Consider the following 21,819-nt stretch of genomic DNA (forward strand, 5'->3'; position numbering starts at 1 on the left):
AAGATCATGGCAGGCGAATTTAGTCGTACTAGTCGGATTGGTGACCAGCTCCAAAAGGAGCTGGCGTCCTTAATCCAGTTTGAAGTAAAAGACCCTCGTTTAGGGTTGGTTACTGTCAACGAAGTACGTGTAGCAAAAGATTTAGGCTATGCGGATATTTATTACACCGTATTAGGCAAAGATGACCAGCCAGAAGTATTGGCAGAGAACCAAGCAGCACTAGACAGTGCAAAAGGTTTCTTGCGTCGTCGTTTAGCACAAGAAGTAAAACTTCGTGTTATGCCGCATTTGCGTTTCCATTATGACCAGAGTGTGGTTAATGGCTCGCGTATGTCTGCTCTGATCGACGAAGCAATTCGTGATGATGAGACGAAAAACGGTAACGAAGACGAGTAATAAATTCGTATGGTTAAAGCAAAATGGCGTTCAGTAGACGGTATCGTTCTACTGAACAAGCCGATAGGTTTAAGTTCGAACCAAGCGTTGCAGCGTGTCCGTCGTCTTTATCAAGCCGAAAAAGCAGGACATACTGGGGCGCTTGATCCTTTGGCAACCGGAATGTTGCCATTGTGTCTTGGTGAGGCTACAAAGTTTTCTCAATATTTATTGGATGCGGATAAGCGTTACCTTACGTGCATTCAATTGGGAAAGCGCACGACAACAGGAGATCGAGAAGGTGAGGTGTTAACTGAAGAGTTAGTCCCGACCCTGAGCGATAAATCTCTTGAAGACATTCTGGATGGATTTCGTGGCGAAATTGAACAAATTCCGCCTATGTATTCGGCGTTAAAACATGAAGGTCGTCCTTTGTACGAATATGCTCGTCAAGGGATTGTCATCGAAAGGAAACGTCGTCACGTTACGATTTCTGATCTCACTCTAGTTTCAAGAACAGAAGATACGCTGACGCTTGATATCCGGTGTTCAAAAGGTACCTATATCAGAACCATAGGCGAAGATATTGGTGAAGCACTGGGTTGCGGAGCACACCTTCACTCATTGCATCGTATTTCGACGGCGGGGTATTTGCCTGAAAAGATGATGTCACTTGAAGAGTTTGAGGCCATTGCTGAGCAAGGTTATGACGCACTAGATGCTTATTTAATGCCAATGGATACGGCGATTGAGCACTTTGAGAAAGTGGATTTACCTGAAGCCGATACCGTAAATATGATGTTTGGTAGAACCATTCCAAATACAGTTTCTTTAGAGAACGAAACCATCATACGAATGTACGATTGTGGCTCGCAGCGCTTCTTGGGCCTTGGGCAGATTAAAGGTGCTTTTATTCGGCCTTATAGATTGGTTAATACCAGTGAGTTCTCTTTATAAATAGCAGTGAGTTCTGCTAAAAAGAGTGTTAAACTTGTGGTTCTAGGATGACTGAAAATATGCTCGGCTATCCTTTACTTTTAATAGCATATTAATTTGGAGATTAAGATTATGGCATTGTCTGCAGAATCAAAAGCAGCGTTGGTTAAAGAGTTTCAAGTAGCGGAAGGCGACACAGGTTCTCCTGAAGTTCAAGTAGCATTGTTGACTAAGAACATCGAAGGTCTACAAGGTCACTTTAAAGCTCATATCCACGACCATCATTCTCGTCGCGGTCTAATCCGCATGGTAAACCAACGTCGTAAATTGTTGGATTACCTTAAGCGTAAAGATGCAGCTCGTTACACTAGTTTGATCAAAAAACTAGGTCTGCGTCGCTAAGACTGAGAAAGGGCCATAAGTAATTATGGCCCTTTTTTTATTGGTCTCCCAAGGGACAGCCTGTACTTCATATGCGCTTTTCCTCTTCATTATGAAGAGTCAAAAAAGAGTTCATATGAGTACTGGCTTAAAAAGAGGTCTTTGGGAGAAGAAATTTTTTTATAAAAGGAATACGCGTGAGTATTACGACAAAAACTTTCCAGTTCGGTAACGATACCGTAACGCTAGAAACAGGCCGCATTGCTCGTCAAGCAACGGGTGCTGTTCTTTGTACTATTGGTGATGCACAAGTACTTGCTACTGTTGTAGGCGCTAAATCTGCTAAAGCAGGTCAAGACTTCTTCCCATTATCTGTTCATTATCAAGAGCGTGCATACGCAGTTGGTAAAATTCCAGGTGGTTTCCTAAAGCGTGAAGGTCGTCCTTCTGAAAAAGAAACACTGACTTCTCGTTTGATCGACCGTCCAATTCGTCCGTTGTTTCCTAAAGGATTCATGAACGAAGTTCAGGTTGTTTGTACAGTAATGTCTACTAACACAAACCTAGACGCAGACATTGCGGCTATGTTGGCGACATCTGCAGCATTGACTATTTCTGGTATCCCATTCAATGGCCCTATCGGTGCGGCTCGTGTTGGTTTTAACGACGAGTCTGGTTACGTTCTTAACCCAAGCTACTCTGACCTAGACGGCTCTTTGCTAGACATGGTGGTAGCGGGCACGAAAGACGCAGTACTGATGGTTGAATCTGAAGCGCAAGAGCTTACAGAGGACGAAATGCTAGGCGCTGTTCTTTACGCTCACAAAGAAATGCAAACAGCGATTTCTGCTATTACTGAATTCGCAGCGGAGTGCGCTAAGCCTCGTTGGGATTGGGAAGCAGAAGCGGCAAACGTTTCTTTGACGGACGCTCTACAGTCTGGTTACGCAGCTCAAATCGAAGAAGCGTACGGAATCAGTGAAAAAATGGCTCGTTACGCTCAGCTAGGTGTTGTTCGTGATGCTGCAGTTGCTGCACTGGTTACTGAAGAAGGCGAGTTCTCAGAAGCGGATGTTACTGGTGCTTTCTCTAAACTTGAAAAACGCATTGTTCGTCGTCGTGTAATCGATGGCAAGCCTCGTATTGATGGACGTGACAATAAAACAGTTCGTCCAATTGACGTTGAAGTTGGCTTACTAAGCAAAACTCACGGTTCTGCTTTGTTCACTCGTGGTGAAACTCAGGCGATTGCAACTTGTACTCTAGGCACGAGCCGCGATTCACAAATGACCGATGGTCTGACTGGCGAAAGCAAAGACAGCTTCATGCTTCATTACAACTTCCCTCCTTACTCTGTCGGTGAGTGTGGACGTATGGGTGGTGTTGGTCGTCGTGAAATTGGTCACGGTCGTCTAGCTCGTCGTGGTGTTCAAGCGGTATTGCCTTCTGAAGATGAATTCCCATACACAATCCGTATCGTGTCTGAGATCACTGAATCTAACGGTTCAAGCTCAATGGCGTCGGTATGTGGTGCGTCTTTGTCTATGATGGATGCCGGTGTTCCTCTTAAAGCACCAGTTGCGGGTATCGCAATGGGTCTTATCAAAGAAGACGACGGCTTTGCGGTATTGACTGATATCTTGGGTGACGAAGATCACCTTGGCGACATGGACTTTAAAGTGGCGGGTACTGCTGAAGGTATCACTGCGCTTCAAATGGACATCAAGATCGAAGGTATCAACGAAGAAATTATGGACATCGCTTTGAGCCAAGCGCTTGAAGCTCGTACTCATATCCTTCGTGAAATGGCGAAAGTTATCGGTTACGCTCGTCCAGAAGTTTCTCCAAATGCGCCTTCTATGGCAACGATCAAAATTGATCCTGAGAAAATTCGTGACGTTATCGGTAAAGGTGGTGCGACAATTCGTTCTATCACTGAGCAAACGGGTGCGTCTATCGATCTAGATGACGACGGTACTGTTCGTATTTATGCGGCTGATAAAGCGTCTTCTGATGCGGCTTTGTTGAAGATTCATGAAATCACAGCAGAAGCAGAAGTGGACAAACTTTACAAAGGTAAAGTGGTTCGTTTGGCTGAGTTTGGTGCATTCGTAAATATCTTGCCTGGCAAAGATGGCTTGGTTCACATTTCACAAATCGCTGAAGAGCGTATTCGTGCGGTGTCTGATTTCTTGTCTGAAGGACAAGACGTTATCGTTAAAGTACTAGATGTTGATGCGCGTGGTCGTATTAAACTGTCTATGAAAGACGTAACAGAAGAAGAAAAAGCGGCTTACACTGAGTAATATCGGTTAAAGTTGCTGGAAAGGCGCTAATTATTAGCGCCTTTTTTTGTTTTTAAACAAATGAATGGACTAAAATAAAAGCATTATAAATAATGTGATTTGTGCATTTTTACGTGTCTTCTGTGTTTGTATAAAGGAAAAACATGATGTTTAAAGTAGCAAGTGTAGTGGTGGCAAGCTTGGTGTTGGCCGCATGCAGCAAAGATGTGATTAACACACCGGTTGCGGCGATCCCTGACTGCGTATTTGCAGATGGTTCCAATCAGGCTGCTCCAGCTTGGGTGTGTGGTGCCCCTGTTGAAGGGGTCGAATTGTCTGCGGTAGGTTACAGTGAAAAATCTGCTGCTGGCCCGAATTACATGAAACAAATGGCTGCGACAGCGGCGCGTGTTGAATTGGCTCAGGTGTTGAGTGTTGATTTGCAAAACATGGTGAAACAATACGTTGAGATAACAGGGGCGGGCGATGCAGAAACGGTTGACCGAGTGAATAGTGTTGTCAGCAAACAGGTGACAGAACAAAAACTGATTGGTTCTAAAGTCGTTCGTCAGATGCCGACACCGTCTGGTGGTTTGGTGGTATTAGTGGGATTGGATCCTGCTCAAGCTGAAGGTGTGGCTGAGAGTATTTTAAGAACGTCTATGAGAAACGAAGCGGCTTTATTTCAGAAACTAGAGTCTGAAAAAAGCTTTGATGAGTTGGCCGCTGAAATCGCCAAACGTCGCGCTCAGTAGCATGACTTTATGAGAAGGGGTGTGAGTGCAACCCCTTCTCATTGCTTCATCAGGCGCTGGTTTCTTCATCAAAAATAGGGGTTGGTTTTTTGTTGCTGTCGACGGCCACAAAATTGAAATGCCCAGTCACTGCTTTTGTGCGTTTGTCGCTGTCCAACTGTTCGAGAAAAATCGACACTTCCACTTTAAGTGATGTTCTTCCAACATGTACAACGCGAGCAATGAGTTCAACCAAGATTCCAGAGGAATCGGGTGTTTGAAGTCCACTTGTTCCGTTGATATTGTCACCATGGTCTTTCTCGAAAAGCGCGTTGCAGCGATGTAGGCTACTTCATCCATCCATTGTAGTGCGATGCCACCAAACAGAGTGTCATAATGGTTCGTTGTGGCAGGGAAAACCATTTTAGCCACGCGCGTTTCCGAGATTTCTTCACGTTTTTGGATGAGTAATTTGTTCATGTTGATAAAGCCTTATCTTTTTCGAATGCTATTGTTATGCAGCATTATACTCGCTGGAGTGAGTGGGTGTGACACGCGTTTTAAAGTGGACGCTCTTTTGTCTCAATATGTTGCAGATTTAAACCGCTCTCAGTATTTCTCTTTAATAGCGCCTGCAACAGTGATGCCAGAAAGTCTCCCTTCCTTTCGTTTTCGACAGCAGCCTCTGACTAAGTTTGATATAGGGCTATTAGATTTTTTGTCACTTCAGCAGTGTGATGTGGGGGTTATTGCAGGAAGAAAAAATAGCATACTAGGTAAGGTGATGACTGACAGCCAGCGATTCTTGTATGAGTTGGATATTATTCGAGCCATTGAGTCTTGCGACCTTAAAGAGTCAGAGTTATCCGCGACACTTAGAAGTGTTGCGCAACAAAAGCGTCGGGAATTGCCTAAGGCGTTTGGGAATGCACTGTTCAATGGCAAGGAAAGTGAGGCCTTTTTCAGTTTATCTAATGGCTTTGTTCCCTTGAATTATTCGACGGCGGAGCAACAGGAATTATTGGATGCCTTAGGGCGATTGGTCGTAATAGGAGAGCAACTTTCAAGCCTACCAAAGGTTGAATCCGTTATTTTTGAAGGGGATCTTAAAATACTAATGGACAGTGAATACGCGGGCCGATTGTTGTATTCGCTGATGCAGCTGACTGAATATCTAAAAGGGGTGTCGGGCGTGATTGCACACCAAGGTGATGAGGTATGTGGTGCTCCAGTTGTTTTTCTGAAGCAACAGTTTGAACGCCATTATGTTCAGCAGATACAACCGTATATGGGGCGTATCAATCAGAGTGCTTACCAAGTTTTGCCACTCTTGACTCGTCTTGTTTCCCTGAGTTCGCCCCATACAGAGCCACTTGATCGCTTTCTTGGGCAGCTTGATTTTGAATCCGATAAGAGTGTTTGGCAGGAATATCAACGGGCGTCTCAGCAGCATGCTGGACATTGGAGTGCCTTGTTTGAACGATGTGCATTGCCTTTGACAGCCGCGGGTTAGATTTTGATGTTGATTTGACGTTCTAAGCTTTCCACTGGATCGTATTGGTAGGCAGGGCCTTCTGCCAATGGCTCTGCGCTGAGGGCTTTTAGTAAAGCAATGTTGGCTATCGGGTTTTCTCCAATATGGTGAGAAAACTGCATTGGTCGCGTGACCGCATGCGGGGGATGTTGGCTTAAGGTATCAGGTGCATCCATTATGGATGGGCCGGGTTGATTGAACAGACTCATTAGCAAGGCGAAATGTGCGTTGCCAGATACCGGACTGCCCGCTTTGCTGCTTTGGGTTATCTGTGTTTCAACGATGTCTCTTATGTTCATTTCTATGCCTACTGAATCATCTACAATAAGTTATCGGCATAGCGTGCTTTTTCTTAAAGAAAACAGGTAATTAATTAAGAGGCGTTGTTATGGGAATGAGCGGCTTCTTGTACGAATGTTCAGCAATTTTTTGTTCAATCTATAGCTCAAAGTGTTCAAGCATCGTACTATAATGTAGATAGATCAATGATATTTTTAGGATCTGGTCTTCTATTAAGATTATTAAGCCGCGTAACCATATTGCGGTAGGGCATAGTGCATGCATGATATCAATGAATTGATCGACAATGTGAGACACAATGAAGAAATCGCACGCAAATTTTTTGAAATAGAGCGCTGTATTCTGTCGATTGGGCGTTGTGATCAGTTTGTTTCTACGCTCACGAAAGAGGTGCAGAAACAATTTAATGTCCCTTATGTGTGGGTGAATCTGATTAATGAAGCACCCTTATCCCATCTGATTGAAAGTCTAGAAAAAATGCCAGATCTGCGTGATCGTGTCTTATTTACACGGCGTAGATCCATGATAGATATCATTAAGTCGAGTAATAAGACGATTCTGGTGAATACCAATTTAAGTCGATGCTGGGAGATTATCCCCGCTGTGTATCGTGACATCATTTCCTCTGTGGCGATTTCCCCTTTGACGATTGACGGTGAATTGGTTGGTTTGTTTTGTCAGGCGGACTCTGATAGCACACGATATGATGCCACTACAAAAGACACTTTTTTATTGGATCAATTAGCGATCAAAATTTCGATTTGCCTGAGCAATGTGACAGCGAGGGAAAAACTAGAATATCTTGCTACTCGCGATCCATTGACGGGATTATTAAACCGTCGACAATTAGAATTAATGTTGGACCGTGAGTTTGCTCGATCAAAAATGCAAGAACGCGATTTGACGGTGGTCTTTATAGACTGTGATGCCTTTAAATCCATCAATGACACCTTGGGGCACAATTGTGGTGACGAGGTGCTAGAATATATTGCTAAGCGCTTATTAAAATATGTGCATAAGCAAGGGCTGGCATTCCGTTTTGCGGGTGATGAGTTTGTGTTTGTGATGCCCGGAAAAAGTTATGAACAAGCAATATTAATTGCAGAATCCATCCAAGAATACCTACAATCTAATCCGTTAAGGTATAAATCTAACTTAGTACCTATTACTATTAGTTACGGTGGTGCGAGCGTTATGTCTGACATGCCAAGTAACTACAAACATCTGCTGAAAGTGGCGGATGAGCGTCTCTATGATTATAAAAATAACCGTAAAAGATTAGTGCCTACAAAGGTGTTTAAGTTCTTAAATAGACTTAGATAAAATGTAATTTTATTACATTATTGTGCTTGTTTTTTCAATGGTACGGTATTTTTCACCTCGATTTTGTTGTAAAATTTCAAAAAAATTAAATAGGGTTCATCTATGTCCCACGCTTTAATCGCCGATCTTGGCGGAACAAATGCTCGTTTTGCATTGGTTCCTATTCATCAGTATGAGCCTCTCGAAGTCAGAGTGCTTCCTTGTGAAAAATACGACAGCTTTTTTGATGCTGCAGCGGATTACATTAAAAACTGCAGCGTTAATATGGATGATATTGACGCTGTTGTGTTGGCTATTGCAGGTCCTGTGAACCAGCCAGTTATTCGTTTTTCTAACAATCCTTGGCAGTTCACACGAGCTGAAGTTGAATCCTATTTTGGAGACAATAAAGCCGTCGCTTTATTAAATGACTTTGATGCTGTCGGTCATTGTTTAGAAATTTTAACGCCGCAAGATATGGTGGTTATCGGCGAACAATCGACCATTGACCCTAAAGGGGCTTGTTGGGTGATTGGGGCGGGAACGGGTCTTGGGGTAGCTTGTGTTGTACCGCAAGACAATGGCCCGAACATTGTTCTTCCTGGAGAGGGGGGCATGTCGATCTTTCTGCCTGTAATGATGTCGAAGATAATATTCTTAAATTCCTTCGCACTCGTCACCATCGCGTGTCGGCGGAGCGTGTGTTATCCGGTATGGGGCTTGAAAATATTTATGAAGCTCTTGCTTTGCAGAATGGCATTGAAAAGCGCCTGACAGCTCCTGAGATTGGAGAAGCGTTGTCATTGGGTAACGACCCAATTGCCAAGGCGACGTTAGAGCAATTTTTTGTGTTTTTAGGTCGCGTAATTGGGGATCTGGTCTTGTCTGTTGAATCCCGTGGTGGTGTCTATATTGCAGGTGGAATCGTTCCTCGTTATCTGAAAGAAATTCTTAACAGTGGTTTCCGTGATGCGATGCAAGACAAAGGTCGCATGAAAAATTTTGTTTCGCCTATTCCGACTTTTGTTGTTATGTCTGAATACCCAGGCCTGATGGGGTGCGCATGTTATGCGTCTCATCTTGTGTCGAAAGCCTAGATTTAGTTGGAGAGTAAAGAATGAAGGCCAGTTTGAAAGCCTGTGATGTTGTCATTTTTGGTGGTGGTGGTGATCTTGCAATGCGTAAGTTACTGCCGGCTTTGTACCATTTAGATATGGATGGGTTGCTCGCTCCGACGACTCGAATTATTGGAGCCTCAAGACGTGAGGTTGCCACTGAAGAGTACCAGACAAAGATTCGAGCAGCGCTTGATGAATTCGTTCCTTCCAGTATTGGTGACGACAAAACGTGGCAGCGTTTTAAGCAACGTTTAAGTTATGTGTCGGTTGATGCTCAGCAAGAGTCCGACTTTGCTCGACTAAATGAGCACCAAGTCGGTGGTGATGACCGCGACGTTGTGTTTTATCTGGCCACGTCCCCAGATCTGTTTGGTTCTATTTGTTCTTCTTTGGCCTCGCATGGTTTGAACGCTGACCGTATGCGTGTGGTGTTGGAAAAACCGCTGGGCAGAGATTTGGCGTCTTCTCGTGCGATTAACGATGAGGTGATGAAGAACTTTAATGAGCAACAAGCGTTTCGTATTGACCATTACCTAGGAAAAGAGACGGTTCAAAACCTGTTGGCAATCCGTTTTGGTAATACGTTGTTCGAGCCATTATGGGACAGCGCACACATTGATAACGTGCAAATTACGGTATCAGAAACCGTTGGTGTTGAAGGGCGTTGGGGATATTACGACAACGCTGGTGCCATGAGAGACATGGTGCAGAACCACTTGATCCAATTGCTATGTTTGGTAGCGATGGAGCCGCCAGGTCGTATGGATGCAGACTCGGTTCGAGATGAAAAAATCAAAGTCTTAAAAGCATTGCGTCCTATTGCTGGTGCAAATGCGTACACAAAAACCGTTCGTGGACAGTATGCAAAAGGCATGATCAAAGGGAAAGATGTAAAAGGGTATTTTGATGAAGAAGGGAGTAACCCTAATTCAAGAACAGAAACGTTTGTCGCTTTGCGGGCTGATATTGACAACTGGCGTTGGGCTGGCGTGCCGTTTTATCTGAGAACCGGTAAGCGTTTGGGTCAGCGTTATTCTGAAATCGTGATTCAATATAAGGCTGTTCCTCACAGCATTTTTAGCGATGAAAGTAACCGTCAGTTGCAGCGGAATCAATTGGTGATTCGCCTTCAGCCAGAAGAAAAAATCTCTCTAACGGTAATGAATAAAGTGCCTGGAGCGAGTGAAGGAATGAATCTGCAACCGGTAGATTTGAACTTGAGTCTAACGGAAGCATTTAATGATAAGCGTAGCCCTGAGGCCTATGAGCGCTTGCTATTGGATGTGATGCGCAACGATGCAACCTTGTTTATGCGTTACGATGAAGTGGAGGCTGCATGGAAATGGGTGGACGGTATTATGTCTGCTTGGAATCAAACGAGCGAGCGCCCTAAAGAATACGCATCTGGTTCATGGGGGCCGGCCGCATCGATGGCATTGCCTATTAAAGACGGCCGCAATTGGCACGACTACTAAGTCAATTGGACTGAAAAATAAGCCGATAAAAGGAAAGCGAAATGACTCAAACTTATACAGCTGAAAAAGTGATGACAGCGACGCCTGTGGTTCCTGTTATTGTTGTCGACGATGTAGAGCAAGCGGTTGCGCTGGGCAAAGCACTTGTTGCTGGTGGTGTGCCTGTGTTGGAAGTGACATTACGAACGCCTGCGGCTCTAGAGGCGATTACCGCGTTGCGTAAAGAAGTGCCTGAGGCGATTGTTGGTGCGGGGACGGTGTGTTCACGTGCGCAATATATTCAAGCGATTGAGGCCGGATCTCAGTTTATCATTAGCCCTGGTATGACAGCGGATTTATTAGCCGTCGGTAAAGAATACGATGTGCCGTATTTGCCAGCAGTGGCGACCATTTCGGATGTTTTGTTGGGAATGGAATACGGCTATGACCGTTTTAAATTCTTTCCTGCTGAAGTAAATGGTGGAGTGAAGGCGTTGAAGGCGTTTGGTGGGCCATTGCCGCAGATTAAATTTTGTCCGACTGGTGGTATTGGCGCAGACAATTTCCGTGAGTACTTGGCGTTACCAAATGTACTTTGTGTTGGGGGTTCTTGGATTGTGCCAACCGATTTAGTGCGTGCTGGAAAATGGGATGACATTACCGAGCTGGCGAAGTCTGTCGCTCGCTAAGCCTTTTCTTATTGTGTTCAAAAAAAGGGAAGAACGTAGGTTCTTCCTTTTTTTATTGCCTTTTTCCGACCTAAAATGGCGTGTTTTTTTATAGGTTTTCTTCCGCAAATTCCGCAAGTCGGCTTCGTTCGATGCCGTTAACATGCATAATGCTGGCGTATTTAAAGGATTTTGTTTTTTCCACCAAGTAGGTGAGTCCCGAAGTAAGTGGGGTGATGTACTTATTGTCTATCTGTGCCAAGTTACCTAAAACGATAATTTTTGAGTTGCTACCCACTCGTGTCACGATAGATTTAAGTTGGAATTGCGTTAAACCTTGAGCCTCGTCAATAATGATTAAGGCGTTGTTGAATGAGCGGCCGCGCATGAAGTTAAGAGATTTAAACTGGATGTTGGCCTTTTGTTTAACATAATCGATACTGCTAAAAGAGTGTTCATCTGCGCCGTGTAGGATTTCCAAGTTGTCATCAAACGCGGCTAACCAAGGTGCCATTTTCTCTTCCTCGGTTCCTGGTAAAAAGCCAATGTCTTCCGCCATTGGTGGGGTTGATCGAGCGACAATAATTTTATTAAAGCGCTTCTCTTCCATGGTTACCTGTAATCCGTAGGCAAGAGCGAGTAAGGTCTTTCCTGATCCTGCAGGTCCTGTCATTACCATTAAGTCGGAATTGTCATGGCGTAATAAATAAAACGCCATGGCTTGTTCTAGGTTGCGCGGGTGAATGCCCCAAAAGTTTTGGTTCATTAGATGTTGCTTGTTAACATCAAGTAAATAAACAAACTCTTGATCTGTATTGACCACAAAGCCAATAAAGTCTTCATCATCAATGACAAACATATTGAGATAGATATTAGGCAAGTGGGTTTTGTTAATGACATGGACCGTGTGTCGGCCATGGGCTTCTGTTTTGACGCTATCAATGGTTGACCAGAAACTGCCTGTAAATTGAATGTAGCCCTTGGTCATTAAATCCAAGTCGTCTAGAACGCGGTCTTTGCGGTAATCTTCCACTCGCTCCAGGCCAGAACCTTTGGCTTTGATCCGCATGTTGATGTCTTTTGTTACTAGGCAGACTGCAGAGCGAGGATGAGTGGCTTGTAGGCTAAGTCCAACATTGATGATGCGGTTGTCGTTGGCGTGGTCATGGTTGCCATTCAAAAAAGGCACGTTATCCGTAAGTGTAATTTGTTGATCTGGATAAATGGCCAAGGAGCCTTCGCTGCGCTTGTTTTGGTCTTTGTCTACATCGTTACTAACAACGCGTATTGGGACGCCTGCCTGTAGCTCTCGGGGAGAGGTGTCACCAACTATTTTATCAATGGTATTGATCGCAACACGCGCTTCACGACTGACGTCTTTGTCTCGCCTGTCTTTAATAACGTCAAGTTCTTCAAGAACGGTCATGGGAATCACGACTTTGTGTTCGGCAAACGCATAAATGGCCAATGGGTCGTGCAACAGAACATTGGTATCAAGAACGTAGATTTTTTCCATAGAGTATTACTCCTGTAAAGAACATGAAGTTGTCTTTTGAAAATAGAAAATCGATCTGTACGGGCAATGTGATTGTGTTGTTGTGTGTTTTGAGGGGTGATAGCAAGGTTGTTCGTCGGATGCAAATCCAACCAAAAGGGGAAATATTGAGCTGAGTTTCTTTGTGACTATGGTTTTAAGCAAGCTATGCCTCACTGTCTTTTTCCATACTCTAAATAGAGTGTATGACAGTTTTGTTGCTTATGCTTGTTCTAATTGAGTTTTTTTATCTGTTTTAGGCATAAAAAAACCGCTGCTTAGGCAGCGGTTTTTCTGTAAACAGGTCGTTTTACTCGTCTAAGAAGCTTCTTAGGTGTTCTGAACGACTTGGGTGACGTAGCTTCCGCAAGGCTTTCGCTTCGATTTGACGAATACGTTCACGAGTAACGTCGAACTGCTTGCCCACTTCTTCAAGAGTGTGGTCTGTGTTCATATCGATACCAAAACGCATGCGCAATACCTTGGCTTCACGAGCGGTTAAGCCTGCAAGAACCATGGTAGTCGACTCACGTAAACCTTCAATCGTAGCGATATCAATTGGAGATTCAGCACCATCGTCTTCAATGAAGTCGCCTAAGTGTGAATCTTCATCATCACCGATAGGGGTTTCCATTGAGATTGGTTCTTTTGCAATCTTCAATACTTTACGAATTTTGTCTTCTGGCATGTCCATGCGAGCGGCCAATTCTTCTGGCGTGGCTTCGCGTCCCATTTCCTGCAGCATTTGACGAGAGATACGATTAAGTTTGTTAATCGTTTCGATCATGTGCACAGGAATACGAATTGTACGAGCCTGATCAGCAATCGAACGAGTGATTGCCTGACGAATCCACCACGTAGCGTAAGTCGAGAACTTATAACCACGACGGTATTCAAATTTGTCTACGGCTTTCATCAAACCGATGTTGCCTTCCTGGATAAGGTCCAAGAATTGTAAGCCACGGTTTGTGTATTTCTTCGCAATAGAGATAACCAAACGAAGGTTAGCTTCAACCATTTCTTTTTTCGCACGACGAGCGCGAGTCTCACCAATAGAAATGCGACGATTGATTTCTTTCAGTTCCGCAATCGTTAGGCCGGTTTCTTTTGTTACGGCACGAAGCTTGCGCTGGCTGCGCATAAATTCGGCTTCGTTTTCTTCAAGCATGGCTGCGTAATCAGCACCAGAGGCGATTTGCTCTTTTAGCCAGTCGGCATTGGTTTCATTGCTTGGAAAACGTTTTAAGAATTCCGTGCGTGGCATGCCTGATTTGCGTACACAGACTTGCATGATTAGGCGTTCTTGTTCACGCACTTTTTCCATGCGAGAGCGTACGCGCTCAATCAAGTCGTCAAACAGCTTAGGAACCAATTTGATTGGTGCAAAACTGATGCTTAGCTCTTCTTGTTTATTCTGTACGGCAGGATCCTGTCTATTGCTGTTTTCAAGCAAGACTTTCAGCTCTTCATAGATGCGCGAAATATCATTAAAGCGCAGAGCTGTTTCTTCTGGATCTGGGCCATTATCTGTTTCTTCTTCAGTGGTTTCAGTGTCGTCATCATCGTCGTCACTGTCTACCGAATCTTCTTCAATAATAGGCTCTTCTGTGGCCGTTTCTTCGAAAACAGGCTCTTCGCCATCGCCATCAATGAAACCGCTAAAAATGTCGCTAAGACGACCTTCCTCTTCTTGTACTTTTGCGTATGCGTCTAGCAATACATCCACAGCACCAGGGAAATAGGAAATGGCCGCCATTACTTCGCGCGTACCTTCTTCGATGCGTTTTGCAATCGCAATCTCGCCAGCGCGAGTGAGTAGCTCAACCGTACCCATTTCACGCATGTACATGCGGACAGGGTCAGTTGTTCGGGTGATATCACCTTCTACAGCCGCTAATGCTGCTGCTGCTTCTTCTGCAGCGGCCTCATCTGTGGCATCACCTTCTTCCATAAGAAGGTTATCTTTATCTGGTGCAACTTCAGAAACCGTGATGCCCATGTCGTTGATCATGGCAATGATTTCTTCTACTTGCTCCGGGTCTGAAAGGTCATCAGGGAGGTGGTCATTAACTTCAGAAAAAGTTAGGTAACCTTGTTCTTTACCCTTGGAGATCAGCTCTTTGAGACGTGACTGTTGAGTGTCTGGCATTCGACAACCTATCGTTAGAAATTCATTTGGGAGTTTAGCAAGCCGCGGATTATAACAAAATCAATCACTTTTATCCACCGAATCCTTTCTTTTTTGAATGAAAAGTAGGCAGTATTTACCGTTTTTTTGTCTAATTAAGTCCATCAAATTCCGTAGTTCTTGCTTGCTGCTAGTATCCTTTATGGATTCGTTCCCTCGACTTTTCAACCGTTCAATACTGCTATTTAAGCCTAAATTTTTCTCAAGTGCCGAAATCATGTCTAGCACTTCTTGCTGTGCATTGGATATTTTTTGCTTTGTTGTGGCATCTTGGTGGTTTAAAAGTGCGTAAATGGCCGACATCGTGGTGGTATCTGTCGTTTCGCCAAGCAAGTGTCCCGTGTTTTTGGTTGGGTGTTTTGCAAAATATCTCCATATTTTGCAAAAAATCTGAAGCTCTTCATTGGCTTGATTAACCAGTGGGTCAGGCAAATCAATCTCTTTCGCAATGTGCGGATGAAACAGCAGACACAATGTGGCCTGCTTAATCTTGCTCAGGCTGGGTGCGGCAGGCGGTAAAGCGGGTTCGTCATTGTAGAATTTACCTTTGCTAAAGGGTTTCTTTCCGAATGGTTTTTTGGGCGAGCCTTGATTTTGGGTGTGACTGGTTGGAGCTGCGTAGTCAAGGTACTGAGCATCGCCGTACGCGTCATGAGGCGGCTCGTAGTCATAATGACTTAGGTCTGGGATGTCGCCTTCAAAGTGCTGTGCTAAGGGGGTGTTGGCTTGTTGTGTTGGTTCTTGACCTTGTGTGGGGGCTTGGTGGCGTCGGGTCTTAAAAACGGTGTTTCCAAGGGTTTCACTGTCTATGCCTGATTGATCACTAAGTTGGCGAAGTAGGACTGAGCGAAAGGTCAGTTCTTTTGGGATTTGACTGATCATTTCCATGGCATTGCGAGCAAATTGAGCTTCACCTTCTTCATCGCCAAGAGTGACCTGATTGCGTGCGTGATCAAATAGCACATGTGACAAAGAAGAGGCATCTTCTAATCGATGGTTAAAGGCTTCTTTGCCTTCTTTTCGGACTAGTGAGTCTGGGTCTTCGCCTTCGGGTAAAAATAAAAAGCGTACTTGTTTTTCATCCTGCATAACAGGAAGGGCAGCTTCTAGCCCTCGAATGGCGGCAGAGCGACCGGCCTTGTCGCCATCAAAGCAGAGCACAACTTTACTGACTAGTTTGAATAGTTTGCGTATGTGTTGGCTATTGACGGAAGTGCCTAGCGTGGCAACGGCATTGGTGATGCCATGCTGAGCCAAAACAATCACATCCATATAGCCTTCGACGACAATGATTTGGTCGAGTATTGGGGTATTTTGTTTGGCTTCAAATAAGCCATAGAGCTCTTGGCTTTTTTGGAAAACTGGTGTCTCAGGGGAGTTTAGGTATTTGGGCTTTTCGTCTCCAAAGGCGCGCCCGCCAAAGGCTATGACTCGACCTCGGGAATCGCGAATGGGGAAGATAATGCGATCACGAAAGCGGTCGTAATAGTGTCCGGGTTGGTCTTTTTTCTCGATTAACATCCCGCCAAGTAAAAGTTGCTCTTGGCTTTCTGCACGAGTACCTACTTTTTTAAGTAGGTTGTCCCAGCCAGATGGGGCGTAGCCTAAGCCGAATACTTTCGCTATTTGCCCAGACAGTCCACGATCTTTGGACAAATAGTCGGTGGCTTTTTTCTTGTCTGGATGCTGGGTTAACTGTTGTTGATAAAATTGTGAGCTTTCTGATAAACGCTTTAATAACTCGGCATTTTGTTCGTACCTATCGGGTGCACCTTGTTCGCGAGGCACTTCCATACCGGCGTCTTTGGCGAGCACTTCTATGGCATCAACAAAATCGAGGTGATCGTGTTCCATGACAAATGAAATGGCGTTACCGCCAGCGCCACAGCCAAAGCAATAATAGAATTGCTTGTTTGGATTTAGGCTAAAGGAAGGGCTTTTTTCATTATGGAAAGGACAGAGGGCGCTGTAATTTTGCCCCGTTTTTTTCAAGCTAATACGAGACGCAACCACATCGGTTAAGTCGGTACGAGCCAAAAGCTCGTCTATAAACTGATCAGGAATGCGTCCCGCCATGGTATTAGCCTAGTTGCGCTTTAACTTGTTTGCTGATTTGCGCCATGTCGGCACGGCCTTGTACCTGAGGTTTAACTATGGCCATTACCGCACCCATTTGCTGCATTGACGTGGCGCCAGTTTCTGCGATTGCGGCTTTTACAATCTCACCGACTTCGTCGTCCGTCAATGGGGTTGGTAAGAACTCGCTAATGATTGCCATTTCTTCTTGTTCGATTACGGCTAGATCTTCACGGCCGCCATCAATAAATTGCTGATTTGAGTCTTTACGCTGCTTGTTCATTTTGTCTAAAACAGCCAATACACGAGCATCGTCTAGCTCGATGCGCTCATCAACTTCGATTTTTTTGCACTCAGACAAAATGGTGCGGATAACCGTAACACGCTGTTTCTCTTTCGCGCGCATGGCGGTTTTAAGTGTGTCTGAAATGTGCTTTTTTAAATCTGACATAGGATCCTCTTTACTTTCTGGTAGGCAAATAAGCAAAAAAAACGGCTAGTTGAATAACTAGCCGTTTTTTATATGACTAAACGTTAGTAACGTCTAGGCAAAACATTTGTTTTGATCAAATCGCCAAACGGCAGATTGGCCTAATACAAACGTTGGAATTTCTTTTGCTCACGAGAAACTTTTTTCGCGTGACGTTTAACTGCAGCAGCGGCAGCACGTTTGCGAAGAGTTGTTGGTTTTTCGTAGCATTCACGACGACGAACTTCAGCCAAAACGCCTGCTTTTTCACAAGAGCGTTTGAAGCGACGTAGAGCGATGTCAAATGGTTCGTTATCTTTTACTTTTACAGCTGGCATGTTATTACCTTCAATAATTTTTTTAAAGTTTAAGTATTCACAAAAACGGCGTGAATCATACCCGTATTTAATGGGCTTTCAAAGCGCGCTTTTGTTGAACAGAGTGTGATCTTGTATAGATCGGATTTTTCTAGGCTAATAAAGCCTAACCCTGAACAGACTGTGATCGCGTCTGTAACTGTATTCATTCTTTAAGAGGGTGTTTGGATCGCCATATCATTTACATAAGTAGCACTAAATATAAGAAGTGCTTGCATTAGATGCTATGTGCCAAACGAAAAAAATCACCTGCCTTTTAATTTAAACATTTAAAACGTGCGCATTATAATGGCTTTGAGCTTCGTTGTCTAATTTCTTTCACCCGTCTTGCGTTAGGAAATGCTTTTTCACTCTGCAATGGTGAGAGGAGATAGGGTACAATGCGCTTAAATTATTGATTGAGATTATTCAAGTGAAAGTATTGGGATTAGAAACTTCTTGCGATGAGACAGGGATCGCTATTTACGATACGGATAATGGTCTTTTGGCTCACAAGATTTACTCTCAAATTGCGCAGCATGCCGAATACGGTGGTGTAGTGCCAGAGCTTGCTTCCCGTGATCATGTGCGTAAGACACTGCCGCTGATTGATGAAGTACTTCAGGAAGCGGGGATGAAAAAGTCTGAATTAGATGCGATAGCCTACACCAGTGGCCCAGGTTTGGTTGGTGCTTTGATGGCTGGCGCTACGATCGGTCGTTCTTTAGCCTATGCGTTAGGCATTCCCGCGCTGGGTGTGCATCACATGGAAGGGCATCTTTTAGCGCCAATGTTAGAAGAATCCCAACCTGCTATGCCTTTTATCGCTTTGCTGGTGTCTGGTGGCCATACTCAGTTGGTTAGAGTCGATGGGATCGGCGAATATCGCTTGTTAGGTCAATCACTTGATGATGCCGCAGGTGAAGCGTTTGACAAAGCAGCCAAAATGATTGGACTGCCGTACCCTGGTGGACCGCAAATTGCGGTGCTTGCCAAACAAGGTAATCCTAAATCAGGGCTTAAATTCCCTCGTCCTATGACAGATCGTCCGGGCTTGGACTTTAGTTTCAGTGGTTTGAAAACCGCCTTTTTAACAGCGGTTCACGATGCATTGGACAACGATGCATGTGATGAGCAATTTAAAGCGGACGCCGCATTAGCGTTTGAAATGGCCGTGGTGGATACCTTGGTCATTAAGTGTCGTCGTGCGCTTGAGGCGGAAGGTCTGAAGCAGTTAATTATTGCCGGCGGCGTGAGTGCGAATCAGCGTTTGCGTGAGCAGCTTGAAAGCCAGCTTAAAAAAATCAAAGCCAGTGTCTTCTACGCGCGACCAGAATTTTGTACTGATAACGGCGCCATGATTGCCTACGCAGGCGCACAGCGTTTGCTGAATGGTCAATCATCTGAGTTGAGCTTGTCGATTCGTGCCCGTTGGCCACTGTCTGAACTGCCACCTTTGAAGGGAGCTTAATAATGAATGATGTGGTGTTTATCGAGGGCTTAAAGGCTCAGGCCGTTATTGGTGTTTATGACTGGGAAAAAAGATACAGCAAGATTTGGTCTTTGATTTGGAAATGGAACATGACAACCGTGTGCCTGCAGAAACAGACGACCTTGCGAAAACATTAGATTACGAGGCCATTTCGAATTACATCCTAGCGTTTTGTGCCGAGCGTCAGTTTGAGTTGATTGAGACATTGGCAGAGCATTTAGTGGGCGAGTTAATTGGGAAATTCAAGTTGAATGCGGTGACATTAACATTGCGTAAGCCTGGCGCGGTAGCCTCTGCTCAGGCTGTCGGTGTGAAAATACATAGAAAATCAGCGGTCACGTATTAGTTAGGCGTGACGCGACTGTATTAACGGTGACGCTTCTTGAGCCAATTGAGCCAACGCGTCAGCTCTGGATGCTTTAAGGCCTAAGCCGAGTTCCGCGCCACTCAAACCTTGCTTTATCAGCGCGGTTGCCGTTACGGTCGCTGCGGTGGCACGTAACGCTTGCCAGTCTTTTATATCGGTATGTGTTAAGTGGCATAAAACCTCAATCAGTAGTGTAAATGGTTGAGGTTTTTTTATGGCGTTCACTGACGTTAACCAGTTTTCCCACTCGGCTGCGGCCATTGGAATGCGTTGATTTTCTAGAAATCCGCGAGTTTGTTCGGCCAGAATTTTAAACTGATTAGAGCAACGAATACGTTGATGTAATTGCGTTAGCGCTTCCAGTGGCGTGTGTTGGCTCAGAATGGCCCAGCGTTGTGCTGGCGTGAATTCTGAGTGCTGCAAAGTATCGGCAAGTGCTTGGCTGTCTTTCCAAACAAGTTCAGGGAATAATTTGTCCAATGCATTGGCTGCGCTTAATACAGAGAAAAAGGCATGAGAATGCTGCGTGTTCAATGCTTTTTCCAATTCTTTCCAAATGCGTTCGGCGCTCAGTGTTGCAAGCTCTCCCGATTCACTAATGGTCTGCATGAGAGCGAGTGTTTCAGGAGCAATAGTAAAGCCGAAACCTTGAAAACGAGCGGCAAAACGAGCCACTCGTAACACTCTTAATGGGTCTTCTATAAAGGCGTCCGAGACGTGTCGAAACACTCTGTTGATCAGGTCTTGCTGGCCATGGTAAGGGTCGATTAGGTTGCCATGTTGGTCTTGCGCAATGGCGTTAATGGTCAGGTCTCGGCGTTCTAAGTCTTCTTCTAGACTGATATCGGGTGAAAAGTCACAAATGAAGCCTGTGTAGCCTTCGCCTTGTTTTTCTTTGCGGGCAAGCGCGTATTCTTCTTTGCTTTTTGGGTGTAAAAAAACAGGGAATTGTTTGCCAACTTGCTGAAAGCCTTGTTGCTCAAGCTGTTCTGGTGTGGCGCCCGTGACGACCCAATCTCTGTCGACAACGGGCAGTGACAGTAAAGAATCTCGTACTGCGCCGCCAACAAGATACACTTGATAAGGGGTTGTCATGCTTGGTTAATTTCCTGTTTCACACTGCTCAGGAAACATGGCGCTCCACTGACTGAAGCCGCCATTAAGTGAGTACACTTCTTTGAAACCTTGTGAGGCTAGGTATTCAGCCGCGCCTTTGCTGCTATTGCCGTGATAACAGCACACAATCACTGGCTGTTGTTTGTCTGTTTTCTCAATGAAGTCTTGGACGTTGTCATTGGTGAGGTTGAGCGCTTTGCTCATGTGGCTGGTTTGAAAGCTAACCAAATCGCGAATATCTACAATTGCGGCGTTGTTTTCTATGATGGGGAGGGCGTCTGAAATATCGATACAAGTGTAAGTCATGATTTCTTCCGGTTAATTGTGCAAGGTGTACTAAAGCGTTGTCTGTCTTCAAGGCGCAATGCGGTTAGGCTACCACCCCAAACACAGCCGGTATCCAATGCGTGGATACGATCTTGTTGGGTTTTGCCTTCCAGTGCAGCCCAGTGTCCAAAAACAATGTGACAGTCTTCAGGGAGCTTGGTCGGGTAGTTAAACCAGGGCGCATAGCCTTTTGAAGCAGTATTGATGCCTTCTTTAGATTTCAAATCGAGCTTGCTGTTTTTATCGCAAAAGCGCATCCGTGTTAAAGTAATTGGTGATGGCGCGAAGGCGGTCCAACCCTGTGAGTGTGTTGTCCCATTGATTTGGCGTATTACCATACATGGTGGCAAAAAATTCATCAACAGTGTCGGACTTGAGCTTCGTTTCTACTTCTTTTGCAAAGGTCAATGTATCTTCTAGGCTCCAGCACGGCGGAATGCCGGCGTGCGTCATGACAGTATTCAGTGTTTTATCGTAATGGCACAAAGGTTGTTGGCGTAGCCAATCCATTAATTCATCTCGATCTCTGGCTGAGAGAATTTCTGTTAGCGTATCGCCGCGCTTTAGTGTGCCAAATCCATGAGATACCGCCAGCAAGTGTAAGTCGTGATTGCCCAATATGACGGTCGCATTGTCCCCTAATGACTTAATAAAGCGCAGTGTTTCAAGCGATTCGTGGCCACGGTTTATTAAGTCACCCGCAAACCACAATTTGTCTTGTTCTGGACGATATTGGATTTGTTCTAGCAATTGTACAAGAGGGGTTAGGCAGCCTTGTAAGTCGCCAATAACGTAGGTCGACATAGA

The 21,819-nt window shown here is 44.8% G+C and carries 20 protein-coding genes and 2 pseudogenes; 12 read left to right on the forward strand and 10 right to left on the reverse strand.

The genetic code is table 11. From position 1 onward, the window contains the following. Window positions 1-6: 6 nt before the first annotated feature. The 5 genes from rbfA (at window position 7) to N5P32_RS15265 (ending at window position 4,732) form a co-directional block, all read left to right on the forward strand. Window positions 7-396, forward strand: coding sequence for a 30S ribosome-binding factor RbfA (rbfA, locus tag N5P32_RS15245; RefSeq protein WP_012068746.1), 390 nt, complete (start codon window positions 7-9; stop codon window positions 394-396). Between the two features lie 9 nt (window positions 397-405). Beyond that, complete coding sequence (gene truB / locus N5P32_RS15250; RefSeq protein ID WP_265729881.1) at window positions 406-1,332, forward strand: tRNA pseudouridine(55) synthase TruB; 927 nt, start codon at window positions 406-408, stop codon at window positions 1,330-1,332. Between the two features lie 111 nt (window positions 1,333-1,443). Next, complete coding sequence (rpsO, locus tag N5P32_RS15255; RefSeq protein ID WP_012068748.1) at window positions 1,444-1,713, forward strand: 30S ribosomal protein S15; 270 nt, start codon at window positions 1,444-1,446, stop codon at window positions 1,711-1,713. A 176-nt stretch (window positions 1,714-1,889) separates the two neighbouring features. Further along, window positions 1,890-3,998 carry a polyribonucleotide nucleotidyltransferase gene (gene pnp, locus N5P32_RS15260; RefSeq protein WP_265729882.1) on the forward strand — a complete coding sequence of 703 codons (2,109 nt, stop codon included), beginning with the start codon at window positions 1,890-1,892 and terminating at the stop codon, window positions 3,996-3,998. Window positions 3,999-4,141: 143 nt separating this feature from the next. Continuing rightward, entirely contained in the window at window positions 4,142-4,732 is a 591-nt protein-coding gene (locus N5P32_RS15265) for an LPP20 family lipoprotein (RefSeq protein ID WP_265729883.1), read from the forward strand. A gap of 126 nt (window positions 4,733-4,858) precedes the next feature. Here N5P32_RS15265 and N5P32_RS15270 read toward each other — a convergent pair whose 3' ends face one another. Further along, a complete protein-coding gene (locus tag N5P32_RS15270) occupies window positions 4,859-5,191 on the reverse strand; it encodes an acyl-CoA thioesterase (RefSeq protein WP_265729884.1) in 333 nt (110 codons plus the stop codon). A gap of 97 nt (window positions 5,192-5,288) precedes the next feature. On the opposite strand from N5P32_RS15270, the gene N5P32_RS15275 reads away from it, so the two are divergent. Next, window positions 5,289-6,224 (forward strand): DUF3080 family protein, encoded by a 936-nt coding sequence (locus N5P32_RS15275; protein WP_265729885.1) that lies wholly within the window; start codon window positions 5,289-5,291, stop codon window positions 6,222-6,224. Here the strand turns inward: N5P32_RS15275 and N5P32_RS15280 are convergent. Continuing rightward, on the reverse strand, window positions 6,221-6,544 hold the full coding sequence (locus N5P32_RS15280) for a hypothetical protein (protein ID WP_265729886.1): 324 nt from the start codon (window positions 6,542-6,544) through the stop codon (window positions 6,221-6,223). The two genes, N5P32_RS15275 and N5P32_RS15280, sit on opposite strands and share 4 nt — an antisense overlap. 259 nt (window positions 6,545-6,803) lie before the next feature. Between N5P32_RS15280 and N5P32_RS15285 the strand changes: the two genes are divergently transcribed. The 4 genes and pseudogenes from N5P32_RS15285 (at window position 6,804) to N5P32_RS15300 (ending at window position 11,108) form a co-directional block, all read left to right on the forward strand. After that, on the forward strand, window positions 6,804-7,868 hold the full coding sequence (locus tag N5P32_RS15285) for a GGDEF domain-containing protein (RefSeq protein ID WP_265729887.1): 1,065 nt from the start codon (window positions 6,804-6,806) through the stop codon (window positions 7,866-7,868). 102 nt (window positions 7,869-7,970) lie between these two features. Next, window positions 7,971-8,944, forward strand: a pseudogene (glk, locus tag N5P32_RS15290) (glucokinase). A gap of 20 nt (window positions 8,945-8,964) precedes the next feature. Then, window positions 8,965-10,440 carry a glucose-6-phosphate dehydrogenase gene (gene zwf / locus N5P32_RS15295; protein WP_265729888.1) on the forward strand — a complete coding sequence of 492 codons (1,476 nt, stop codon included), beginning with the start codon at window positions 8,965-8,967 and terminating at the stop codon, window positions 10,438-10,440. Between the two features lie 41 nt (window positions 10,441-10,481). Beyond that, window positions 10,482-11,108: a bifunctional 4-hydroxy-2-oxoglutarate aldolase/2-dehydro-3-deoxy-phosphogluconate aldolase gene (locus N5P32_RS15300; protein ID WP_265729889.1), complete on the forward strand. Its 627-nt coding sequence runs from the start codon at window positions 10,482-10,484 to the stop codon at window positions 11,106-11,108. A gap of 88 nt (window positions 11,109-11,196) precedes the next feature. On the opposite strand, the gene N5P32_RS15305 is transcribed toward N5P32_RS15300, so the two are convergent. The 5 genes from N5P32_RS15305 to rpsU all read right to left on the reverse strand — a co-directional run bounded on the left by N5P32_RS15305 (window position 11,197) and on the right by rpsU (window position 17,692). Further along, complete coding sequence (locus N5P32_RS15305) at window positions 11,197-12,603, reverse strand: PhoH family protein (protein ID WP_265729890.1); 1,407 nt, start codon at window positions 12,601-12,603, stop codon at window positions 11,197-11,199. A gap of 328 nt (window positions 12,604-12,931) precedes the next feature. Beyond that, on the reverse strand, window positions 12,932-14,770 hold the full coding sequence (rpoD, locus tag N5P32_RS15310) for an RNA polymerase sigma factor RpoD (RefSeq protein WP_265729891.1): 1,839 nt from the start codon (window positions 14,768-14,770) through the stop codon (window positions 12,932-12,934). Window positions 14,771-14,830: 60 nt separating this feature from the next. Beyond that, window positions 14,831-16,885, reverse strand: a complete 2,055-nt coding sequence (dnaG, locus tag N5P32_RS15315) for a DNA primase (RefSeq protein WP_265729892.1) — start codon at window positions 16,883-16,885, stop codon at window positions 14,831-14,833. Window positions 16,886-16,889: 4 nt separating this feature from the next. Further along, the gene (locus N5P32_RS15320) at window positions 16,890-17,336 is read right to left on the reverse strand and encodes a GatB/YqeY domain-containing protein (RefSeq protein WP_265729893.1); all 447 of its coding nucleotides are present in this window, start codon (window positions 17,334-17,336) and stop codon (window positions 16,890-16,892) included. Window positions 17,337-17,476: 140 nt separating this feature from the next. Then, window positions 17,477-17,692 carry a 30S ribosomal protein S21 gene (rpsU, locus tag N5P32_RS15325; RefSeq protein ID WP_009835737.1) on the reverse strand — a complete coding sequence of 72 codons (216 nt, stop codon included), beginning with the start codon at window positions 17,690-17,692 and terminating at the stop codon, window positions 17,477-17,479. Window positions 17,693-18,143: 451 nt separating this feature from the next. Here rpsU and tsaD point away from each other — a divergent pair, with 451 nt between their 5' ends. Both tsaD and N5P32_RS15335 read left to right on the forward strand, forming a co-directional pair. Continuing rightward, on the forward strand, window positions 18,144-19,181 hold the full coding sequence (tsaD, locus tag N5P32_RS15330) for a tRNA (adenosine(37)-N6)-threonylcarbamoyltransferase complex transferase subunit TsaD (RefSeq protein ID WP_265729978.1): 1,038 nt from the start codon (window positions 18,144-18,146) through the stop codon (window positions 19,179-19,181). Between the two features lie 103 nt (window positions 19,182-19,284). Then, complete coding sequence (locus N5P32_RS15335) at window positions 19,285-19,548, forward strand: dihydroneopterin aldolase (RefSeq protein WP_457920490.1); 264 nt, start codon at window positions 19,285-19,287, stop codon at window positions 19,546-19,548. On the opposite strand, the gene N5P32_RS15340 is transcribed toward N5P32_RS15335, so the two are convergent. The 3 genes and pseudogenes from N5P32_RS15340 to N5P32_RS15350 form a co-directional block, all read right to left on the reverse strand. Further along, window positions 19,549-20,664, reverse strand: coding sequence for a tRNA nucleotidyltransferase (locus N5P32_RS15340; RefSeq protein ID WP_265729894.1), 1,116 nt, complete (start codon window positions 20,662-20,664; stop codon window positions 19,549-19,551). Between the two features lie 6 nt (window positions 20,665-20,670). Next, window positions 20,671-20,991, reverse strand: coding sequence for a thiosulfate sulfurtransferase GlpE (gene glpE / locus N5P32_RS15345; RefSeq protein ID WP_265729895.1), 321 nt, complete (start codon window positions 20,989-20,991; stop codon window positions 20,671-20,673). After that, window positions 20,988-21,816, reverse strand: a pseudogene (locus N5P32_RS15350) (symmetrical bis(5'-nucleosyl)-tetraphosphatase). Before N5P32_RS15350 ends, glpE begins: the two are co-directional and overlap by 4 nt. Window positions 21,817-21,819 lie beyond the last annotated feature (3 nt).

Source organism: Marinomonas pontica, from assembly GCF_026191375.1.
GTDB lineage: Bacteria > Pseudomonadota > Gammaproteobacteria > Pseudomonadales > Marinomonadaceae > Marinomonas > Marinomonas pontica.

Coding starts and splice junctions, on each gene's coding strand:
- N5P32_RS15285 (WP_265729887.1), top strand. CDS start 6,804: ATGCATGATATCAATGAATTGATCGACAATGTGAGACACAATGAAGAA.
- N5P32_RS15265 (WP_265729883.1), top strand. CDS start 4,142: ATGATGTTTAAAGTAGCAAGTGTAGTGGTGGCAAGCTTGGTGTTGGCC.
- N5P32_RS15320 (WP_265729893.1), bottom strand. CDS start 17,336: ATGTCAGATTTAAAAAAGCACATTTCAGACACACTTAAAACCGCCATG.
- rpsO (WP_012068748.1), top strand. CDS start 1,444: ATGGCATTGTCTGCAGAATCAAAAGCAGCGTTGGTTAAAGAGTTTCAA.
- rbfA (WP_012068746.1), top strand. CDS start 7: ATGGCAGGCGAATTTAGTCGTACTAGTCGGATTGGTGACCAGCTCCAA.
- N5P32_RS15270 (WP_265729884.1), bottom strand. CDS start 5,191: ATGAACAAATTACTCATCCAAAAACGTGAAGAAATCTCGGAAACGCGC.
- truB (WP_265729881.1), top strand. CDS start 406: ATGGTTAAAGCAAAATGGCGTTCAGTAGACGGTATCGTTCTACTGAAC.
- N5P32_RS15340 (WP_265729894.1), bottom strand. CDS start 20,664: ATGACAACCCCTTATCAAGTGTATCTTGTTGGCGGCGCAGTACGAGAT.
- N5P32_RS15300 (WP_265729889.1), top strand. CDS start 10,482: ATGACTCAAACTTATACAGCTGAAAAAGTGATGACAGCGACGCCTGTG.
- dnaG (WP_265729892.1), bottom strand. CDS start 16,885: ATGGCGGGACGCATTCCTGATCAGTTTATAGACGAGCTTTTGGCTCGT.
- N5P32_RS15335 (WP_457920490.1), top strand. CDS start 19,285: ATGGAACATGACAACCGTGTGCCTGCAGAAACAGACGACCTTGCGAAA.
- zwf (WP_265729888.1), top strand. CDS start 8,965: ATGAAGGCCAGTTTGAAAGCCTGTGATGTTGTCATTTTTGGTGGTGGT.
- N5P32_RS15305 (WP_265729890.1), bottom strand. CDS start 12,603: ATGGAAAAAATCTACGTTCTTGATACCAATGTTCTGTTGCACGACCCA.
- glpE (WP_265729895.1), bottom strand. CDS start 20,991: ATGACTTACACTTGTATCGATATTTCAGACGCCCTCCCCATCATAGAA.
- rpsU (WP_009835737.1), bottom strand. CDS start 17,692: ATGCCAGCTGTAAAAGTAAAAGATAACGAACCATTTGACATCGCTCTA.
- N5P32_RS15280 (WP_265729886.1), bottom strand. CDS start 6,544: ATGAACATAAGAGACATCGTTGAAACACAGATAACCCAAAGCAGCAAA.
- rpoD (WP_265729891.1), bottom strand. CDS start 14,770: ATGCCAGACACTCAACAGTCACGTCTCAAAGAGCTGATCTCCAAGGGT.